The 19,635-nt window shown below is 62.1% G+C and carries 20 protein-coding genes; 12 read left to right on the top strand and 8 right to left on the bottom strand.

Annotation, left to right across the window (positions count from 1 at the left end; all coding sequences use genetic code 11):
• The first annotated feature begins 422 nt into the window (after nucleotides 1-422).
• Nucleotides 423-560 (top strand): hypothetical protein, encoded by a 138-nt coding sequence (locus tag QMX97_RS24025; protein ID WP_003175756.1) that lies wholly within the window; start codon nucleotides 423-425, stop codon nucleotides 558-560.
• A gap of 73 nt (nucleotides 561-633) precedes the next feature.
• Nucleotides 634-1,593 (top strand): leucyl aminopeptidase, encoded by a 960-nt coding sequence (locus QMX97_RS24020; RefSeq protein WP_282397739.1) that lies wholly within the window; start codon nucleotides 634-636, stop codon nucleotides 1,591-1,593.
• A 608-nt stretch (nucleotides 1,594-2,201) separates the two neighbouring features.
• On the opposite strand, the gene rluB is transcribed toward QMX97_RS24020, so the two are convergent.
• The 6 genes from rluB to QMX97_RS23990 all read right to left on the bottom strand — a co-directional run bounded on the left by rluB (nucleotide 2,202) and on the right by QMX97_RS23990 (nucleotide 7,194).
• A complete protein-coding gene (rluB, locus tag QMX97_RS24015; RefSeq protein ID WP_017139164.1) occupies nucleotides 2,202-3,425 on the bottom strand; it encodes a 23S rRNA pseudouridine(2605) synthase RluB in 1,224 nt (407 codons plus the stop codon).
• A gap of 144 nt (nucleotides 3,426-3,569) precedes the next feature.
• Nucleotides 3,570-3,761 (bottom strand): DUF1289 domain-containing protein, encoded by a 192-nt coding sequence (locus QMX97_RS24010; protein ID WP_044267786.1) that lies wholly within the window; start codon nucleotides 3,759-3,761, stop codon nucleotides 3,570-3,572.
• 126 nt (nucleotides 3,762-3,887) lie between these two features.
• Nucleotides 3,888-4,856 carry an SMC-Scp complex subunit ScpB gene (gene scpB, locus QMX97_RS24005; RefSeq protein WP_106802763.1) on the bottom strand — a complete coding sequence of 323 codons (969 nt, stop codon included), beginning with the start codon at nucleotides 4,854-4,856 and terminating at the stop codon, nucleotides 3,888-3,890.
• Nucleotides 4,857-4,868: 12 nt separating this feature from the next.
• Nucleotides 4,869-5,567: a ScpA family protein gene (locus QMX97_RS24000; protein WP_169851199.1), complete on the bottom strand. Its 699-nt coding sequence runs from the start codon at nucleotides 5,565-5,567 to the stop codon at nucleotides 4,869-4,871.
• A 120-nt stretch (nucleotides 5,568-5,687) separates the two neighbouring features.
• Nucleotides 5,688-6,317 carry an L-threonylcarbamoyladenylate synthase gene (locus tag QMX97_RS23995; RefSeq protein ID WP_065908929.1) on the bottom strand — a complete coding sequence of 210 codons (630 nt, stop codon included), beginning with the start codon at nucleotides 6,315-6,317 and terminating at the stop codon, nucleotides 5,688-5,690.
• 13 nt (nucleotides 6,318-6,330) lie between these two features.
• On the bottom strand, nucleotides 6,331-7,194 hold the full coding sequence (locus tag QMX97_RS23990; RefSeq protein WP_213554208.1) for a PHP domain-containing protein: 864 nt from the start codon (nucleotides 7,192-7,194) through the stop codon (nucleotides 6,331-6,333).
• 87 nt (nucleotides 7,195-7,281) lie between these two features.
• Between QMX97_RS23990 and QMX97_RS23985 the strand changes: the two genes are divergently transcribed.
• The 7 genes from QMX97_RS23985 to QMX97_RS23955 all read left to right on the top strand — a co-directional run bounded on the left by QMX97_RS23985 (nucleotide 7,282) and on the right by QMX97_RS23955 (nucleotide 12,896).
• Nucleotides 7,282-7,878: a septation protein A gene (locus tag QMX97_RS23985; protein WP_065908925.1), complete on the top strand. Its 597-nt coding sequence runs from the start codon at nucleotides 7,282-7,284 to the stop codon at nucleotides 7,876-7,878.
• Between the two features lies 1 nt (nucleotide 7,879).
• Complete coding sequence (locus QMX97_RS23980; protein ID WP_065908922.1) at nucleotides 7,880-8,179, top strand: YciI family protein; 300 nt, start codon at nucleotides 7,880-7,882, stop codon at nucleotides 8,177-8,179.
• A gap of 107 nt (nucleotides 8,180-8,286) precedes the next feature.
• Nucleotides 8,287-8,694, top strand: coding sequence for a translation initiation factor 2 (locus tag QMX97_RS23975; RefSeq protein WP_065908920.1), 408 nt, complete (start codon nucleotides 8,287-8,289; stop codon nucleotides 8,692-8,694).
• A gap of 7 nt (nucleotides 8,695-8,701) precedes the next feature.
• The gene (locus QMX97_RS23970; RefSeq protein WP_003193803.1) at nucleotides 8,702-9,379 is read left to right on the top strand and encodes a response regulator transcription factor; all 678 of its coding nucleotides are present in this window, start codon (nucleotides 8,702-8,704) and stop codon (nucleotides 9,377-9,379) included.
• A 251-nt stretch (nucleotides 9,380-9,630) separates the two neighbouring features.
• Complete coding sequence (locus tag QMX97_RS23965) at nucleotides 9,631-10,095, top strand: LTXXQ domain protein (protein WP_065908918.1); 465 nt, start codon at nucleotides 9,631-9,633, stop codon at nucleotides 10,093-10,095.
• Nucleotides 10,096-10,162: 67 nt separating this feature from the next.
• Nucleotides 10,163-11,506, top strand: a complete 1,344-nt coding sequence (locus QMX97_RS23960) for a HAMP domain-containing sensor histidine kinase (RefSeq protein ID WP_282397738.1) — start codon at nucleotides 10,163-10,165, stop codon at nucleotides 11,504-11,506.
• Nucleotides 11,507-11,546: 40 nt separating this feature from the next.
• Nucleotides 11,547-12,896: a CoA transferase gene (locus QMX97_RS23955; RefSeq protein ID WP_106802759.1), complete on the top strand. Its 1,350-nt coding sequence runs from the start codon at nucleotides 11,547-11,549 to the stop codon at nucleotides 12,894-12,896.
• 103 nt (nucleotides 12,897-12,999) lie between these two features.
• Here the strand turns inward: QMX97_RS23955 and QMX97_RS23950 are convergent, their stop codons facing one another.
• A complete protein-coding gene (locus tag QMX97_RS23950; protein ID WP_282397737.1) occupies nucleotides 13,000-13,863 on the bottom strand; it encodes a DNA-3-methyladenine glycosylase in 864 nt (287 codons plus the stop codon).
• The gene (arcD, locus tag QMX97_RS23945; protein WP_282397736.1) at nucleotides 13,860-15,287 is read right to left on the bottom strand and encodes an arginine-ornithine antiporter; all 1,428 of its coding nucleotides are present in this window, start codon (nucleotides 15,285-15,287) and stop codon (nucleotides 13,860-13,862) included. Before arcD (QMX97_RS23945) ends, QMX97_RS23950 begins: the two co-directional genes overlap by 4 nt.
• Before the next feature lie 446 nt (nucleotides 15,288-15,733).
• Here arcD (QMX97_RS23945) and arcD (QMX97_RS23940) point away from each other — a divergent pair, with 446 nt between their 5' ends.
• The 3 genes from arcD (QMX97_RS23940) (at nucleotide 15,734) to QMX97_RS23930 (ending at nucleotide 19,521) form a co-directional block, all read left to right on the top strand.
• Complete coding sequence (gene arcD, locus QMX97_RS23940) at nucleotides 15,734-17,161, top strand: arginine-ornithine antiporter (RefSeq protein WP_065908905.1); 1,428 nt, start codon at nucleotides 15,734-15,736, stop codon at nucleotides 17,159-17,161.
• Nucleotides 17,162-17,185: 24 nt separating this feature from the next.
• Nucleotides 17,186-18,442 (top strand): arginine deiminase, encoded by a 1,257-nt coding sequence (gene arcA / locus QMX97_RS23935; protein ID WP_065908901.1) that lies wholly within the window; start codon nucleotides 17,186-17,188, stop codon nucleotides 18,440-18,442.
• Between the two features lie 68 nt (nucleotides 18,443-18,510).
• Nucleotides 18,511-19,521 (top strand): ornithine carbamoyltransferase, encoded by a 1,011-nt coding sequence (locus QMX97_RS23930; RefSeq protein WP_003220053.1) that lies wholly within the window; start codon nucleotides 18,511-18,513, stop codon nucleotides 19,519-19,521.
• Nucleotides 19,522-19,635: the final 114 nt, after the last annotated feature.

The following is a 19,635-nucleotide window of genomic DNA, read 5'->3' as shown; positions in this document are numbered from 1 at the left end:
GCCTTCTGCGTGGTTACGCAAGGGGGGTCACAGTAAAACGCGGCGCATTGTACACCGCTCGACAGCTTGGGGCCGCCCCTCCAGCCGGCGTGCGACGATCTGTCAGGTAATCCTTACAGCGGGAAAGGGCCCAATAATGCCGCGACATTGTCGTAAATTAATCGTTACAGCATGGAAAATTCGCGTTACAGCTGTTCCGTGAAGAAAAATTGTCGGTAGGAAAATTCTCCATCATCAGCATCGCCAGCTGCTTGTATTTGCTCAAGAAAAAACCAGGCCGGGAAAACAGAAGAAAAAATCCAAATGCAACGGTGTCAATAAATATTTTGCGTTCTGAAACACTCTCTCCTAGGTTCATCCCACTTGCCCAGCGAAGCCCGTTGGCAAGCCGTCCTCAAACAACGTCCTCTAGGAGATACACCATGCAAGCACTGGAAAACGACCTGGAAACCGAACTGCAACTCGACGATTGGTTTGAAGCGCCGACCCACGAGGCCGCCGTAGAGATGATGCAAGCCGACGCCGTCGTGCCCTTCGGCACGGCGATGTGGCCATTCTGACACCCGGCAGGCAACCGGCAGGTGCTGTGCACGGCACCTGCTCCCTTACCCAAGGCACAGAAGGACACCCGTCATGGACAAGGCCCGCGCCGTCGAACACTTTCTCTACTACCTCGCCCACCACCCGGCCCTCAGCGGGCTGAGCCAGCCTACCGTGCTGCTGGGCCATACCGAGCGCTACGATGCTATCGCCCAGGCGATCACCCACAGCAGCGCCGCCCGTTTCAATTTCCAGGTGCAGCGCCTCGACCTGGCCGCCAGTGACACACTGGCCCAGGCCATTGAGGCCTGCGACCTGTACCTGTTCCTCTACGATTCCTCCACGCTGCCCAACCCACGCGCCGAAGGCCCGGACTTTATCCGCGCCCTGCACGGCGTGATGGCCGAGCACTGGCAGAAGTCCCTGCTGTTCAAGGATTACGGCGACTACTTCTACGACACCTTCAGCGTCGAGCCGCAGCGCATCGCCGACCTCAACGCCACGCTGATCCGGCGCATGTCCCAGGCCAACGTGCTGAGTTTCACCGACAAGCACGGCTCACGCCTGCAGGCGCCGCTGAGCAGCATCAAGAAGTGGACCAATATCAACGGCATCGGCAACCACGACCTGGCACCCGGCGAGATCGCCACCCACAGCGAGGCGATCAGTGGCCAGGTGCGCTTTGTCGGCACCTTCCTGAGCACCATCCCGTTTGCGCGCAAGTACGGCGTGCTGCAGTCGCCGCTGGAGCTGTGGATCGAGAACTCGACCATCTGCAGCGTGGCCAGCGACGTGCCGGGGCTGGCGGATGACTTCAACAAATACCTGAACGCCAACCCGTCCAACCGGCGGGTGGAGGAGTTGGGGATCGGCACCAATGAAGGCGTGAAGGACCTGTACGCGCGCAACGCCGGGTTTGAAGAGCGCCATTGCGGGCTGCACCTGGGCCTTGGCGGCGGGCAGAAAGGCAGTCATCACCTGGACCTGATTTTCGCCAGCGGGGTCTTGGCGCTGGATGACAAGCCGGTGTTTGATGGACGGTTTGCGTTCTGATCACAAAATCCAGACACACTGGAGATCCAGATGTGGGAGTTGAGCCAGGCACAGCATTCAGTCCAGACACCAATCAGTGTGGGAGCTGGCTGGCCTGCGAAGGCGGTGGATCAGCTACATCATGGTTGACTGCCCCACCGCCTTCGCGAGCAAGCCCGCTCCCACAGTTTTGATCGCTGTTTGGGCTTGGGATTCGGGGTGCTGCACCGGCATTTGAGCAGGCGACACAACTCAGCTCTAACCTTGAAATACACCCCAAATGTGGGAGCTGGCTTGCCTGCGAAGGCGGTGGATCAGCTACATCATGGTTGACTGACCCACCGCCTTCTCGGGCAAGCCCGCTCCCACAGTTTTGAATGCTGTTGGGCTTGGGATTCGGGGTGCTGCATCGGCATTTGAGCGGACGGTACAACTCGGTTCCAACCTTGAAATACACCCCAAATGTGGGAGCGGGCTTGCTCGCGAATGCGGCAGACCAGCCAACTTCTCCAGCGACTGACACAGCGTTGTCGCGAGCAAGCCCACACACACATTGGAACGGGTCAGCAAATCCAGACCAAAAAAAACGCCAACCCTAGGGTTGGCGTTTGTGTGCAGCGCTTAGCGTATCACTGCGGCTTCTTGCGACCAAAACCTGGACGCTGACCCGAACCGGCCGGGGCGCCACGGCGCTTGCCAGACGGCTCGTCCGCGACCAGTTTCGGCCCGGGGCGCTTGTTTGCCGCCGGCTTGGCTGGACGCTTGGTGCTGGCGTTATCCGCTGGGCGATCGGCTTCACCACGGTTGCTGCGACCGCCGCTCGGCGCTTCACCACGGGCCGGACGCGGCGTGCGTGGAGCACGCTCGCCTTCCTGACGCGACGGCGCCGTCGGGCGACGCTCGCCTTCGATGTGCGGCTCACGCGAGATACGCCCGCCGGTCGCCGGCGCATTCAGGGCCGGGCGCAAGGTGCGCGCCACGCGCTCGGTACGCGCAACAGGACGCGACGATTTACGCTGCATACGCTCAAGCTTGTCTTTGCTCTTGGCGTTCATCTGCGGCATCGCGACCGGCGTCAGGCCGACTTCGGCGCTGAGGATGTCGACTTCGTACTGGCTCATTTCGCGCCAGCGGCCCATCGGCAGGTCGGAGTTGAGGAACACCGGACCGAAACGCACGCGCTTCAGGCGGCTGACCACCAGGCCCTGGGATTCCCACAGACGACGCACTTCACGGTTACGGCCTTCCATCACCACGCAGTGGTACCAGTGGTTGAAACCTTCGCCGCCCGGTGCCTGCTTGATGTCGGTGAACTTGGCCGGGCCGTCTTCCAGCACCACGCCGGCCTTGAGGCGTTCGATCATCTCGTCGTCGACTTCACCGCGTACACGCACGGCGTATTCACGGTCCATCTCGTAGGACGGGTGCATCAGGCGGTTGGCCAGTTCACCGTCGGTGGTGAACATCAGCAAGCCGGTGGTGTTGATGTCCAGGCGACCGATGTTGATCCAGCGGCCTTCCTTGGGCTTGGGCATCTTGTCGAACACGGTCGGACGGCCTTCCGGGTCGTCACGGGTGCAGATCTCGCCATCGGGCTTGTTGTACATGATCACGCGGCGCACCGATTCGGCGGCCTCTTCACGCTTGATGACCTTGCCATCAATGGTGATTGCATCGTGCAGGTCGACGCGCTGGCCGAGGGTGGCCTCGACGCCGTTGACCTTGATGCGCTTCTGGGTGATCCAGGCTTCGACGTCGCGGCGCGAGCCCACGCCGATACGCGCCAGCACCTTTTGCAGTTTTTCGCCTGCTGGGCCGATTTCCTGGCTGTCGTTCTGGTCTTGGTCGTTCATCTTAAGCACCTCCCGGTGGGTCGATTCAGGCGTGGCCTGAAGAGTGTTGAAAGCGGGGCTTTGGGGCAATAGCGCGCCAAAGGGTCGCGAATCATACGCGCATGGCGCGCGTTGCGCATCAGAGACTAGTCGATTGGGCCGCCATCATTTGCTTTTCCGCCGACCGGTGGCCCCCAGCGCCAGCAGGCGCAGCTCGGCTTCGGCAAGCACCGTGCGCTTGTCGGCTTTGTCGAGTTTCTTCCAGGCACGGATCTCGCGCTTGCTGCGGCCACAGCCGACACAGATGTCGTCGTTGAATTTGCAGATGCTGATGCACGGGTCTTTGGTGGAACTCATTGAAATCCTCCCAGGCACTGGTTTTCTGTGGGAGCTGGCTTGCCTGCGATGGCATCACCTCGCTATAGCAGAAAGACCGAGTCGCCTGCATCGCAGGCAAGCCAGCTCCCACATTTTGAAGCGGCATCAGTCTTCGAACTGGCGCCGCTCGGCCTCGATGGCTTCGGCCAGCGCCTGGGCTTCGGCTTCTTCGTCGCTCAGCGACGGTTGTTCGAGGGCGGCGACGGCGGCCAGGAGCTTCTCGCGAGCTTCGGCGACACCGAGGATGTCTTCTTCGGGTTCAGGCTCAGCTTCTGCTTCGACTTCAGCCTCAACTTCAACGTTCACTTGGGCTTCAGCCTCAACATCAACGTCCACTTGGGCTTGCGGCTCGGCAGCACCATCACGCAGCAAGTCGTCGAAGTCGGTCTTGATGCCCTGCTCCATGTCGTCCAGTTCCAGCAACAGGGTGTGGAAACTGGTTTCGTCCTTGGGTTCTTCCGGCTCGGCGCTGGCGTCGGCCAGTTCCTGCAGGCTCGCCGGGACCGGCGCGTCGTCGAAGTCGAGCACCGGCTCGGCCTCCATTTCGCGCAGCTCGGCCAGGGGCGGCAGGTCGTCGAGGTTCTTCAGGTTGAAGTGGTCGAGAAACACCTTGGTGGTGGCGAACATCGCCGGTTTGCCGGGCACATCGCGATAGCCGACGATGCGGATCCACTCGCGCTCCAGCAAGGTCTTGACGATATGGCTGTTGACCGCCACGCCACGCACATCCTCGATTTCACCGCGGGTGATCGGCTGGCGATAGGCGATCAGCGCCATCGTCTCGAGCATCGCCCGTGAATAACGCTGCGGGCGCTCTTCCCACAGCCGGCCCACCCACGGGGAAAATTTCTCACGAATCTGCAGGCGATAACCCGACGCCACTTCGCGCAGCTCGAAGGCGCGGCCATCGCAGGACTTGCGCAAGATCTCCAGGGCTTTCTTGAAGACTGGCGGCTCCGGGCGCTCGGCTTCTTCGAAGAGTTCGAACAGACGCTCCAGGGATTGCGGTTTACCCGAGGCCAGGAGAAAGGCTTCCAGCAGCGGCGCCAGTTCGCGGGGTTCAGTCAGATTCATCGATTCAGCTCTTTATTCGGCTCGCGCCCGCACGTGGATAGCCGCAAAAGGCTCATTCTGGACCAGCTCGACCAAGGATTCCTTGACCAGTTCGAGGATCGCCATAAAGGTCACCACGACGCCCAGGCGCCCTTCTTCGGCAGTGAACAGCTCGACAAACGGCACAAACCCGCCGCCCTTGAGGCGTTCGAGTACATCGCTCATGCGTTCACGGGTCGACAAGGCCTCGCGGCTGACCTGGTGGCTTTCAAACATATCGCCACGGCGCAGCACCTCGGCCATGGACATCAGCAATTCTTCCAGGCTCACGTCCGGCAACAATTTGCGCGCCCGGGCCTCGGGGGCATCGAGCTTGGGCACCACCACATCGCGGCCCACGCGGCTCAAGCCGTCGATGCCTTCGGCGGCGGCCTTGAAGCGCTCGTACTCCTGCAGGCGGCGGATCAGTTCGGCGCGCGGGTCGTCCTCTTCGGCCTCGATCGTCTCCGAGCGCGGCAGCAGCATGCGCGACTTGATCTCGGCCAGCATGGCGGCCATCACCAGGTACTCGGCGGCCAACTCCAGGCGCACCGACTGCATCAACTCGACATAACCCATGTACTGACGGGTGATTTCCGCCACCGGGATGTCGAGGATGTTGATGTTCTGCTTGCGGATCAGGTACAGCAGCAAGTCCAGCGGGCCTTCGAAGGCTTCAAGGAAGACTTCCAGCGCGTCCGGCGGGATGTACAGGTCCAGCGGCATTTCCATGACCGCCTGGCCATACACCATGGCAAACGGCAGTTCCTGCTGGGCGCCCGCCTGGCTGTCGACGGTTTCCACGGCCGACATTCAGGCCTCGGCCATGAAGGGGGCCGGGTCGCCGCAACCCACGCGGATCACTTCGGGTTCGCCGTCCGCCAGGTTGATCACGGTGGAGGCCTTGCCGCCGCCGAAGCCGCCGTCGATGATCAGGTCCACCTGTTTTTCCAGGAGTTGGCGCATTTCGTACGGGTCTTCCAGGGGCTCGGCGTCGCCGGGCATGATCAGCGACACGCTCATCAGCGGCTCACCCAGCTCGGCCAACAGCGCGAGGGCGATGGGATGCTCGGGCACGCGCAGGCCGATGGTGCGTTTCTTCGGGTGCAGCAACAGGCGCGGCACTTCGCGGGTGGCGTTGAGAATAAAGGTGTAGGGCCCCGGCGTGTGAGCCTTGAGCAGGCGGAAGGTGCCGGTGTCGACCTTGGCGAACAGGCCCAGCTGGGACAGGTCGCTGCAGATCAGCGCGAAATTGTGCTTGTCATCCAGCTGGCGCAGGCGTCTTACACGCTCGACCGCGCCCTTGTCGCCGATCTGGCAACCGATGGCGTAGGACGAATCGGTGGGATAGATCACCACGCCACCGGCGCGAATGATCTCCACGGCCTGTTTGATCAGGCGCGCCTGGGGGTTTTCCGGATGAATCTGGAAGAATTGACTCACGTGTTCTACCTGTTCAGACGGTGGCAATAATGGGGTCATGCTTGAATCGCCCCCACAAGAGCGGCAAGTCTTCCGGGACGGGGCGATACTCGCCGATCTCGGACCAGCCGCCTGGGCCATGAAAATCACTGCCGGCACTGACCAGCAGACCAAATTCGCGGGCAAGAATCGCCAAGCTGCCCACCTGTTCGGCGGGTTGATAGCCGTTGACCACCTCAATCGCGTGGCCGCCCGCTCCAATATAGTCGCCAATCAGCTTGCGGCGCTTGCTGCGGGTGAAATCGTAATGCCAGGGATGCGCCAGGCTGACCCAGGCCCCGGACGCCCGCAGGGTCTCGACGGTGTCCTCCAGGGTCGGCCAGTGTTGCTTGACGTCACCCAACTTGCCGGCGCCCAGCCATTTGCGAAAGGCTTCGGCGCGGTCCTTGACGAAACCTTCGCGCACCATCCAGTCGGCAAAGTGCGGACGGGCCGGTGCATTGCCGCTGTCGCCCAGTTCCTGCTGGATGGCGCGGGCGCCGTCGAGCGCGTTGGGCATGCCCTTGAGGGCGAGTTTTCGGCTTATTTCTTCGGACCGCAGCCAGCGGCCATCGTGCAATTGGGCGATGGCCTCGACCAGGGGCGGGGCGTTTTGATCGAATCCATAGCCCAGCACATGAATGGTGGCGCCACCCCAGGTACAGGATAATTCCACCCCGTTGACCAGCTGCATGCCCAGGGCATGCGCGGTTGCGCGGGCTTCATCGAGACCTTCGAGGGTGTCGTGGTCGGTCAACGCCAGGACTTGCACGCCTTTTTCAAACGCACGCGCAACCAGTACCGCGGGCGCCAGGGCGCCGTCGGAGGCCGTGCTGTGGCAGTGCAAATCAACATTCACGGGAGTGTGTAACCTCAAGTCAGCTGGCGCTTTCGCTACCAAGGATGTTTGTTATTATGCCGCCACATCCAGCTTCTGGCTCTTACTGTGAAACAATTCATCGACTTCATCCCGCTGTTGCTGTTTTTCATCGTTTACAAACTCGACCCCAGGGTCATCGATATTGCCGGCCATGAACTGACCGTCGGGGGCATCTACAGCGCCACCGCCGTGCTGATCATCAGCTCCATCGTAGTCTACGGCGCCCTCTTCATCTCCCAGCGCAAACTGGAAAAAAGCCAATGGCTGACCCTGGTCGCCTGCCTGGTATTCGGCAGCCTGACCCTGGCCTTCCACAGCGAGACCTTCCTCAAATGGAAAGCCCCGGTGGTGAACTGGCTGTTTGCCCTGGCCTTCATCGGCAGCCACTTCATCGGCGATCGCCTGCTGATCAAGCGGATCATGGGCCACGCACTGACCCTGCCGGAGCCGGTCTGGACACGTTTGAACGTGGCCTGGATCGTGTTCTTCCTGTTCTGCGGCGCTGCCAACCTGTTCGTGGCCTTTACCTTCCAGGACTACTGGGTCGACTTCAAAGTCTTCGGCAGCCTGGGCATGACCGTGCTGTTCCTGATCGGCCAGGGTATCTACCTGTCGCGCCACCTGCATGACACCGACCCTACTACGCCAAAAACCGAGGACTGACATGCTCTACGCCATCATTGCCACCGATGTTGCCAACTCGCTGGAAAAACGCCTGTCCGTGCGCCCGGCACACCTGGAGCGCCTGAACGAGCTGCAAGCCGCAGGTCGCCTGGTACTCGCCGGCCCGCACCCGGCCGTCGACAGCAACGACCCGGGCGCCGCCGGTTTCACCGGTAGCCTGGTGGTTGCCGAGTTCGCCTCCCTGGCCGATGCACAGGCCTGGGCCAAGGCTGACCCGTATGTTGCGGCAGGCGTCTACGCCGACGTCGTGATCAAGCCATTCAAGCAAGTCCTGCCTTGACCCAGGCGTGTGTCGAACCTAATACGTGCGGCACACTCCTAATTGCTCATTATTCTCGGTAACCTGCCGACAACGTTCTGAATATTCGTGTGGAATCAGGAGTTCCGATGCGCTTACGTCAGTTGTGTCTGTTGGCAGTGGTAATGATCGGGGCTACGGCCCACGCTGAAGAAACCTCGAACACCGGCAGTTCCACGCCCCTGTCCTTGAGTGCCGGCGCCCAGATCACCGAGTTGCAGCAACGCTTGAAAGAAAGCGAACGGCTGCGTGAAGAACTGAGCAAGCAACTGCAGGGTGCGGATGCGACGCGCGAAAGCGCCCAATTGAGTCGTCTTCGCCAAGAGAACCAACGCCTGGCCCAGCAACTCAAAGAGACACAAGGCGGTGCCTTGACCCGATGGCTGACCGAGCAACAGCAATGGTTTGTCACCGGCGGGGCCGTCGCCCTGATCGCCTTGCTGTGCGGGATCTTCGCCAGCGGTGGGCACCGTCGCCGTCGACAATGGCTAAATTGAGTGAGTCATGAGCGAGCTGTTACTGATAGATGATGACCAGGAGCTCTGCGAGCTGCTGACCAGTTGGTTGAGCCAGGAAGGTTTCCAGGTGCGCGCCTGCCACGATGGCTTGAGCGCCCGCAAAGCCTTGGCCGACAGCGCCCCGGCAGCGGTGGTGCTGGACGTGATGCTGCCCGACGGAAGCGGCCTGGAACTGCTCAAGCAACTGCGCAACGACCACCCGGAGCTGCCGGTGCTGATGCTCTCGGCCCGCGGCGAACCGCTGGATCGCATCCTCGGCCTGGAACTCGGTGCCGACGACTACCTGGCCAAGCCCTGCGACCCGCGCGAGCTGACCGCGCGCCTGCGCGCCGTGCTGCGCCGCAGTCATCCGGCCGCCGTGTCCACCCAGCTGGAACTCGGCGACCTGTGCTTCAGCCCGGTGCGCGGCGTGGTCAGTATCGACGAACAGGAATTCGCCCTCACCGTTTCCGAAAGCCGCCTGCTCGAAGCCTTGCTGCGCCAGCCCGGCGAACCACTGGATAAGCAGGAACTGGCGCAGATCGCGCTGGGCCGCAAGCTGACCCTTTACGATCGCAGCCTGGACATGCACGTCAGCAACCTGCGCAAAAAGATCGGCCCGCACCCGGACGGCCGGCCACGGATCGTCGCGTTGCGCAGCCGCGGCTATTACTACAGCCTCTGAGTTTCACGCACTCTCCTGTGGGAGCGGGCTTGCTCGCGAATGCGGTGTATCAGTCAGCACATGCATAGGCTGACCCACCGCATTCGCGAGCCAGCCCGCTCCCACATTTGAATACCCAAATCCCCACAGTTTTGTCAGTTCGCAACAAAACCCTCTTTACCCAAGCTTTACCCACACCTGACCGCCGCTGACCTTGATCTCCGTAATCTACTCACATCCGGACTCACCGGAATAGAGACAGGAGAATCACCATGCGCAAGACCCTTATCGCTTTGATGTTCGCCGCCGCCCTGCCGACCGTTGCCATGGCCGCCATGCCAGACGGCCCAGGCCCGATGGGTGAACCTTCCGGCCACATGATGGGTGGCCCAGGCCACGGCGGTGAACACGGTCCGCGTGGCAAAGGCGGCCCTTTCAGCCAGCTGGACCTGAGCAAGGAACAGCGCCAGCAGATCGGCAAGCTGATGGGCGACCAATGGCACGCTCGCAAAGACCTGGTCAAAAAGTACCTGGACAAACTCCCGGCCGCCGACCAGAAAGCCATGCAGGATGAAATCGCCGCCGGCAAGCAGAAAACCCAGGCGGATATCCGTGCAGTCCTCAAGCCTGACCAGCAGAAGAAGTTCGACGAGATCGTCAAGAAGCAAGCCGAGCGCCGCGCCGAGTGGAAGGAATTCCAGGCCTGGAAAGCGCAACAGCCGCAAAAAGCGCAATAATGTTCTAGCTTCACTCCCCCAGCCCAGTGGCTCGCGCCGCTGGGCTTTTCCTGTTTGAGGGTTTCCTGTGCGTTCATTGTTCTGGCGCATCCTGGCCAGTTTCTGGCTGGCCATCGCCCTGGTTGCCGGGTTGTCGATCCTGCTTGGGCACATGCTCAATCAAGATGCCTGGATTCTCAGCCGCCACCCCGGCCTCAATAACCTCGCCGAAGAGTGGACTCAACTCTACGAGACCCAAGGCGAGGACGCCGCCCAAGACTTGCTGCAACAGCGCAAGCGCCAGTACCACATCGACGTGCAAGTGCTCAACGAAAGCGGCGAGCCGGTCGTGCGGGGCACCTTTCCGCGCCGCGCCGCCGCGTTCGAAGCCCGCCAGAATGACAGCCAGGACGGTCACCTGCCCTGGCGACGCCTGACCGCCGAGTACACCAGCGAAAAAACCGGCGACACCTACCTGCTGATCTATCGCATCCCCCATCCCGAGCTGGACGCCTGGCACCGCAGCAGCCTGCTGTGGCCGTTGAGCGCATTGGCCATCGCCCTGGTGGTGCTGACCCTGTTCAGCCTGCTGGTGACGCTGTCCATCACCCGCCCCCTCAGCCGTCTGCGTGGCGCGGTGCATGACCTCGGCCAGGCCACGTACCAGCAGAACAGCCTGGCGCGCCTGGCCAACCGCCGCGATGAGTTCGGCGTGCTGGCCACTGACTTCAACCGCATGGGCGCCCGCCTGCAAAGCCTGATCGGCAGCCAGCGCCAGTTGCTGCGCGACGTCTCCCACGAGCTGCGCTCGCCGCTGGCCCGCCTGCGCATCGCGCTGGCCCTGGCCGAACGCGCCAGCCCCGAAGAACGCGAAAAACTCTGGCCGCGCCTGACCCGCGAATGCGATCGCCTGGAAGCGTTGATCAGTGAAATCCTGGTGCTGGCGCGCGTCGATGCCGATAACGCCAGCGCCGAAGACGTTGACCTCAACAGCCTGCTCAAGACCCTGCAAAAAGACGCCCAGCTCAGCGCGCCGGAGCAGGTGGTGCAACTCACCGCCCAACCCGACCTGCGCCTCAAAGGCTGGCCGACCATGATCGAACGCGCGGTGGACAACCTGCTGCGCAACGCGCAGCGCTTCAACCCGAAGGGCCCGCCGATCGAATTGCACGCCCATCTCCACGGTGAGCACATCCTTATCAGCGTGCGCGACCACGGCCCCGGCGTGGATGCCGAACACCTCAGCCAATTGGGCGAGCCGTTCTACCGCGCCCCTGGCCAGACCGCCCAGGGTCACGGCCTGGGCCTTGCGATTGCGCGGCGTGCGGCGGAACGCCATGGCGGCAGCCTGATCCTGGCCAATCATCCTGAGGGCGGGTTTATCGCCAGCATCGACCTGCCATTGGAGCCTGGGGTTGCCACATCGGCCTGATGATCTTCTATAGTGGCCCTTCTCTTAAGGAGGGCCTTTGATGACTGACCTGCTGACTCCCATCCAAGCCGCACTCGATCTACCGCCTACTCCATTGACCGTGACCGAGGCCGGCGCCCTGCCCTCGACCTTCGCCGTCACCGACCTAGCCAGTGCCAGTATCGGTGCCGCCGGCCAGGCCGTGGCCCAACTGGTGCTGGCAATGACCGGCCGCTTGCCCGCCGTGAGCGTGGACCGACGCCTCGCCTCCTTCTGGTTCTCGTCGTCCCTGCGTCCGGTGGGTTGGCAAACGCCACCGCTGTGGGACCCGGTGGCCGGCGACTACGCCAGCGCCGACGGATGGATTCGCCTGCACACCAATGCGCCCCACCACCGGGCCGCCGCCGAGCAAGTGCTGGGCAAGGTCGCCGACCGCGCCGAAATGGCCAGCAAGGTCGCCGCATGGAACGCCGCCGAGCTGGAACAGGCGATTGTCGACGCCGGCGGCTGTGCGGCACAGATGCGTTCGTGGCAAGCCTGGCAGCAACATCCGCAAGGGCTGGCGGTGAATGCCGAGCCGCTGGTGCAGCGCCAGACCTTCGCCACCACCACCGCAAAAACCTGGACAGGCTCGGTAGCGCGCCCGCTGGCGGGTATCAAGGTGCTGGACCTGACCCGCGTATTGGCCGGTCCCGTCGCCAGTCGTTTTCTCGCCGGGTTGGGCGCCGATGTACTGCGCATCGACTCACCGACCTGGAACGAGCCGGGCGTGGTGCCGGAAATGACCCTCGGCAAACGCTGCGCGCGCCTTGACTTGAAAACGTCCGAAGGCCGGCAGGTATTCGAAGCATTGCTCAAGGACGCCGACATCCTGTTCCACGGTTACCGTGCCGATGCCCTGGAACAGCTGGGCTATAGCGCCGCCGAGCTGCAAAGCATCGCGCCCGGCCTGATCGACGTGAGCCTCAACGCCTATGGCTGGAGCGGCCCGTGGCGCAATCGACGCGGCTTCGACAGCCTGGTGCAGATGAGCAGCGGGATTGCCGACGCGGGCATGGCCTGGAAACACGCGGATCAACCGGTGCCGCTGCCGTTGCAGGCGCTCGACCATGCGACCGGCTATCTGATGGCGGCCAGCGCGATTCAAGCCTTGAGTGAGCGGTTGAAATCCGGGCGTGGCGGATCGGCGCAGTTGTCGTTGGCGCGTACGGCCAAGTTGCTGGTGGAGGCGGGTCAGGTGCCGGAGCAGGTGGCGTTGCGGGCCGAGGAACCCGGCGATCAAGGGCTGGTGGTGGAACAGACCGCCTGGGGTCAGGCCCATCGGCTGCTGGCGCCGGTGACCATCAGCGGTACGCCGTTGCAGTGGGATTTGCCGGCCGGGGAGTTGGGCTCACATCGGCCGCAGTGGTAGCCTTTCGAGCGTTATCGCAGGCAGGCCAGCTTGCACAATTTGAGTGGTAGACACCCTCAAATGTGGGCGCTGGCCTGCCTGCGAAGAGGCCCTGCCCGCCCCCTCAATCCGCCCGCTGCAGCGACGTCCACAAATGCTGCGCCGCATACGCCCTCAACGGCCGCCACGCCTCGGCCCGCGCCAACAGCTGCCGCGCCGAAACCGGCCCGCCTTCCAGCGCCGCCAGCGCATTGATCAAGCCGATATCCCCCGACGCAAACGCGTCCGCCTCGCGCAGTTGGCGCATGGCGATGTACTGCGCAGTCCAGTCACCAATCCCCGGCAGCGCGACCAGCCGCGCCACCCCGTCCTTGAGGCTGGCCTTGGGCTCGAACACCTGCGGATCATCCAGCAATGCCTGGGCCATGCCGGACAAGGTGCGACCGCGCGCCTTGGGCATGCCCAGCGCAGCCAGGTCCGCCGCCGCCAACACCTGCGGCGTCGGGAACGCGTGGGTGATGCCGACGTGCGGCGTATCCAGGGGCTGGCCATATTGTGCAACCAACTTGCCCGCGAGGCGGATCGCCGCGACTACTGTGATCTGCTGACCGAGCACGGCACGGATCGCCAGTTCCAGGCCATCCCAAGTGCCCGGCACCCGCAGCCCTGGCCGCGCGGCAACCAACTGCGCCATCAACGGGTCCTTCGCCAATTGCCGGTTGATCAAGGCCGGTTGGGCGTCCAGGTCAAACATCCGGCGCAAGCGCCGCTCGATCTCGGGAAACGCCGCCGGCTCGGGAAAATCGACGCTCACCTCCAGCCAATCGCCGTCACCCGGCGCGACACTGATCCAGCCGTGTCGCCCATCCACGCTGATACTGCGCCGGTACACGCCAGCCACCACCGTCTCGAGCCCGGTGATCGCCCGCGCCGACAAAAAACCCAGCATTGCCGCCCAGTCATAGGGCGGCTGATACGCCACTTTCACAACGACAACACCCCGCTGTACAGCCCATACGCCGCCAGGCTGGCGCCGGCAACTACGCAGCTGAAGATGCCTTTTTCCACGTGGGTGAACAAGGGTTGGGCCTGCTCGCGCTTGGCCAGTGCAAACAGCACCACACCGGGCGCGTACAGCAGCGCCGACAGCAGCAAGTATTTCAAGCCACCGGCATACAGCAGCCACACCGCGTAGCCGAGGGCGACCAGGCCCACCAGCAAATCCTTGAAACGCTGGCGCTGGGCGCCCTCATAGGTTTCGCCGCGCCCGCTCAACAACACCGCATAGGCCGCCGACCACAGGTACGGCACCAGGATCATCGAGGAAGCCAGGTAGATCAGGGTGGTGTAGGTGCTGTGGGAAAACAGCGTGATGACCAGGAAAACCTGGATCATCACATTGGTCAGCCACAGCGCATTGACCGGCACCTGGTTGGCGTTTTCCTTTTTCAGGAAGGCCGGCATGGTCTTGTCATGGGCGGTGGCGTAGAGGATTTCCGCGCACAGCAACGCCCACGACAGCAAGGCGCCGAGTAACGACACGGCCAGGCCGATGCTGATGGCCATCGCGCCCCAGGGCCCGACGATGTGCTCCAGCACCCCGGCCAGGGACGGATTTTGCAATTGCGCCAACTGCGGCTGGCTCATGATCCCCAGGGACAACACATTCACCAGCACCAGCAGTGCCAGCACGCCGAGAAAGCCGATCACCGTGGCGCGGCCCACGTCCGCGCGTTTCTCGGCCCGCGCCGAATACACGCTGGCGCCCTCGATGCCGATAAACACGAACACGGTGACCAGCATCATGTTGCGCACCTGGTCGACCACGCTGCCGAACTGCGGGTTGCCCAGGCCCCAGATATCGCGGGTGAAGATATCGGCCTTGAACGCCAGGCCGGCGATCACGATAAACATCAGCAACGGCACGATCTTCGCCACCGTGGTGATCTGGTTGATGAACGCCGCCTCCTTGATCCCGCGCATCACCAGAAAATGCACGGCCCACAGCAGCAAGGACGCGCAGCCGATGGCCACCGGCGTGTTGCCATGGCCAAACACCGGGAAGAAGTAGCCGAGCGTGCTGAAGAGCAACACGAAGTAACCCACGTTGCCCATCCACGCACTGATCCAGTATCCCCAGGCCGACGAGAACCCCATGTAGTCGCCGAACCCGGCCTTGGCGTAGGCGTACACCCCGGAATCCAGCTCCGGCTTGCGGTTGGCCAGGGTCTGGAACACGAAGGCGAGGGTCAGCATGCCGACGGCGGTGATCGCCCAGCCGATCAATATCGCGCCGACCTCGGCGCGCGCGGCCATGTTCTGCGGCAAGGAGAAAATCCCGCCGCCGATCATCGAGCCCACCACCAGGGCAATCAGGGCGCCAAGCCTAAGTTTCTGGGCCGGTTGAGACATGAATACTCCTGGATAATTATTAAATTGAGCTGACAACCGTGCACTCAACTAATTATCTCAGCGAGTGTAGCGTTTATTAAAGACCGCGATAAAACCGCCACGCTCATAACGCAATCGCATGACAATTTATAACGTTCAGGCTTATTTAGAATTTAAATACCGCTGGCACTTAACGTTTGCCGTGCTACTTCGCCCCGCGTCGGGAAAAGTTTGCACATTCAGGAATACGGACTAGCTTCAAACGTCCATACCCCTGACTAAATGATTAACCACAACGCAGAGACCGCTCTGGAAAGCGCCTTTGCGAGGAAAAGTATTGCCCGGGCGTTTTACCCCTAAGTCATTAATTCACAATGGAATGTGCCAATGAAGTGATCTGAGTCAGCTGTTTGATTAGCGCACGGAATTATTCTGTGGTCTCTCTTCTCCTGCATTGGAGTCATGCAATGTCTGAATCTCCCGGAAAACTTCGATTGGGCGCACTGGTTGCACTCGTCGTCGGCTCAATGATTGGCGGCGGGATCTTCTCACTGCCGCAAAACATGGCCGCCAGCGCCGACGTCGGTGCGGTGTTGATCGGTTGGGTGATTACCGCCATCGGCATGCTGACCCTCGCCTTCGTGTTCCAGACCCTCGCCAACCGCAAACCTGACCTCGACGGCGGCGTGTACGCCTATGCCAAGGCCGGGTTCGGCGACTACATGGGTTTCTCGTCGGCCTGGGGTTATTGGATCAGTGCCTGGCTGGGCAACGTCGGTTACTTCGTGTTGCTGTTCAGCACCCTGGGTTACTTCTTCCCGATCTTCGGCGAAGGCAACACCCCGGCAGCGGTGATCGGTGCCTCGGTGCTGTTGTGGGCCGTGCATTTTCTGGTGCTGCGCGGGATCAAGGAAGCTGCGTTCATCAACCTGGTGACCACTGTTGCCAAGGTGGTGCCGCTGCTGCTGTTTGTGCTGATCGCGCTGTTCGCGTTCAAGCTGGAGATTTTCACCGCTGACATCTGGGGCGTGAAAAACCCTGACCTCGGCAGTGTGATGAACCAGGTGCGCAACATGATGCTGGTCACCGTATGGGTGTTCATCGGCATCGAGGGCGCGAGCATCTTCTCGTCCCGTGCGGAAAAACGCTCCGACGTCGGCAAGGCCACGGTGATTGGTTTCATCACCGTGCTGCTGTTCCTGATGCTGGTGAACGTGCTGTCCCTGGGGATCATGACCCAACCGGAACTGGCCAAGCTGCAAAACCCGTCGATGGCCGCCGTGCTGGAACACGTGGTGGGCCACTGGGGCGCCGTGCTGATCAGCGTCGGCTTGATCATTTCCCTGCTGGGCGCGCTGCTGTCGTGGGTGCTGCTGTGTGCGGAGATCATGTTCGCCGCCGCCAAGGACCACACGATGCCGGAGTTCTTGCGTAAGGAAAACGCCAACCATGTGCCGGCCAACGCCCTGTGGCTGACCAACGCCATGGTCCAGATCTTCCTGGTAATCACGCTGTTTTCCGCCAGCACTTACCTGTCGCTGATCTACCTCGCCACCTCGATGATCCTGGTGCCGTACCTGTGGTCGGCCGCCTACGCGCTGTTGTTGGCGGTGCGCGGCGAGACCTACGAAAACGCCCTGCGCGAGCGCAAGAAAGACCTGTTCATCGGTGCCGTCGCGCTGATCTACGCGGTCTGGCTGCTCTACGCCGGCGGCGTCAAATACCTGCTGCTGTCCGCCCTGCTGTATGCCCCCGGCGTGATTCTGTTCGCCAAGGCCAAGCATGAGTTGGGCAAACCGATTTTCACCAATGTCGAGAAGCTGATTTTCGCCGCGGTAGTCGTTGGCGCCCTGGTGGCTGCCTATGGCCTCTACGACGGCTTCCTGACTCTGTAACTGTTGTTCACTGGAGGATCTGTAATGACCACGGAAAAAGTGAAGTACGGCGTACATTCCGAAGCCGGCAAACTGCGCAAAGTCATGGTGTGCTCCCCAGGCTTGGCCCACCAGCGGCTGACCCCCAATAACTGCGATGAACTGCTGTTCGATGACGTGCTGTGGGTTGCCCAGGCCAAGCGCGACCATTTCGACTTCGTCACCAAGATGCGCGAGCGCGACATTGATGTGCTGGAAATGCACAACCTGCTGACCGACATCGTCGCCATCCCCGAAGCGCTGGACTGGATCCTGGAGCGCAAGATCACTGCCAATACGGTGGGCCTGGGCCTGGTCGATGAAGTCAGCTCGTGGCTGCGCAGCCTGGAGCCGCGCAAAATCAGTGAGTTCCTGATCGGTGGCGTGTCGGCCGAGGACCTGCCGAGCAGCTTCGGCGGCAAGACCATCGAAATGTTCCGCGACTTCCTCGGCCACTCGAGCTTCATCCTGCCGCCGCTTCCCAACACCCAGTTCACCCGCGACACCACCTGCTGGATCTACGGCGGCGTGACGCTGAACCCGATGTACTGGCCGGCGCGACGCCAGGAAACCCTGCTGGCCAGCGCTATCTACAAATTCCATCCGGAGTTCACCAACGCCGACTTCCAGATTTGGTACGGTGACCCCGACCAGGAACACGGTGCCTCCACCCTGGAAGGCGGCGACGTCATGCCGATTGGCAACGGCGTCGTGTTGATCGGCATGGGTGAGCGCTCGTCCCACCAGGCCATCGGCCAACTGGCGCGCAACCTGTTCAAAAACAAAGCCGTGGAACGCGTGATCGTTGCCGGCCTGCCGAAATCCCGTGCGGCGATGCACCTGGACACGGTGTTCAGCTTCTGCGACCGCGACCTGGTCACCATCTTCCCTGAAGTGGTCAACCAGATCGTACCGTTCACTCTGCGTCCTGATGAAAGCAAGCCGCACGGTATCGATATCCAACGCGAGAAAACCAACTTCCTCGAAACCGTCGCTGCAGCCCTCAACCTCAAGGCGCTGCGCGTGGTCGAGACCGGTGGCAACAGCTTCGCCGCCGAGCGCGAGCAATGGGACGACGGCAACAACGTAGTGGCCGTGGAGCCGGGCGTGGTGATCGGCTACGACCGTAACACCTACACCAACACCCTGCTGCGCAAGGCCGGTGTGGAGGTCATCACCATCAGCGCCGGTGAACTCGGCCGTGGCCGTGGCGGCGGCCACTGCATGACCTGCCCGATCATCCGCGACCCTATCGACTATTAATTTTTGGCCTTGGCCGCTGCTTATCCGGCAGTGGCCAGGGGGATAACCGAAACCCAAGGAGATCCATCATGGCTTTTAATATGCGCAACCGCAGCCTGCTCTCGCTGATGCACCACACTACCCGCGAGCTGCACTACCTGCTGGACCTGTCCCGCGACCTCAAGCGCGCCAAATATACCGGCACCGAGCGTCCGCACCTGAAAGGCAAGAACATCGCGCTGATCTTCGAGAAAACCTCGACGCGCACCCGTTGCGCCTTCGAAGTCGCAGCCCATGACCAGGGCGCCCACGTCACCTACATCGACCCGGTGTCGTCGCAGATCGGCCACAAGGAAAGCATGAAGGACACCGCCCGCGTACTCGGGCGGATGTTCGATGCCATCGAGTACCGTGGCTTCGAACAGGAAATCGTCGAAGAGCTGGCCAAGTTCGCCGGTGTGCCGGTGTTCAACGGCCTGACCGCCGAATTCCACCCGACCCAAATGATCGCCGACACCCTGACCATGCGCGAACACAGCGACAAGCCGCTGCATGACATCAGCTACGCCTACCTGGGCGACGCGCGCTACAACATGGGCAACTCGCTGCTGATGATCGGCGCCAAGCTGGGCATGGACGTGCGCATTGGCGCGCCGAAAGCCCTGTGGCCGCACGCTGATTTCATCAAGCAGTGCCAGGCATTCGCCGAGGAAAGCGGCGCGCGCATCACCATCACCGAAGACCCGAAAGAAGCGGTCAAGGGCGTCGACTTCATCCACACCGATATCTGGGTGTCGATGGGTGAGCCGGTGGAGGCGTGGGACGAGCGCATCGAGCAACTGCTGCCGTACCAGGTCAATGCCAAGATGATGAAAGCCTCGGGCAACCCGCGCGTGAAGTTCATGCACTGCCTGCCGGCGTTCCACAACAGCGAAACCAAGGTCGGCAAGGACATCGCCGCGCGCTATCCGAACCTGGCCAATGGCGTGGAGGTGACCGAGGAAGTGTTCGAGTCGCCGGCCAACATCGCGTTTGAGCAGGCGGAGAACCGCATGCACACCATCAAGGCGATCCTGGTATCGGCGTTGGCGGATATCTAACCCTCGACACCGTTCCCACTGTTGAAACGCGATCAAAACTGTGGGAGCGGGCTTGCTCGCGAATGCGGTGTGTCAGTCCGCACATGTATCCACTGATCCACCGCTTTCGCGAGC

The organism is Pseudomonas sp. PS01298, assembly GCF_029959745.1.
In the GTDB taxonomy this organism is placed as follows: Bacteria; Pseudomonadota; Gammaproteobacteria; order Pseudomonadales; family Pseudomonadaceae; genus Aquipseudomonas; species Aquipseudomonas aylmerensis.
Note: the sequence above shows the minus strand (reverse complement) of the source record. Positions and strands in the feature narration are given on the sequence as shown.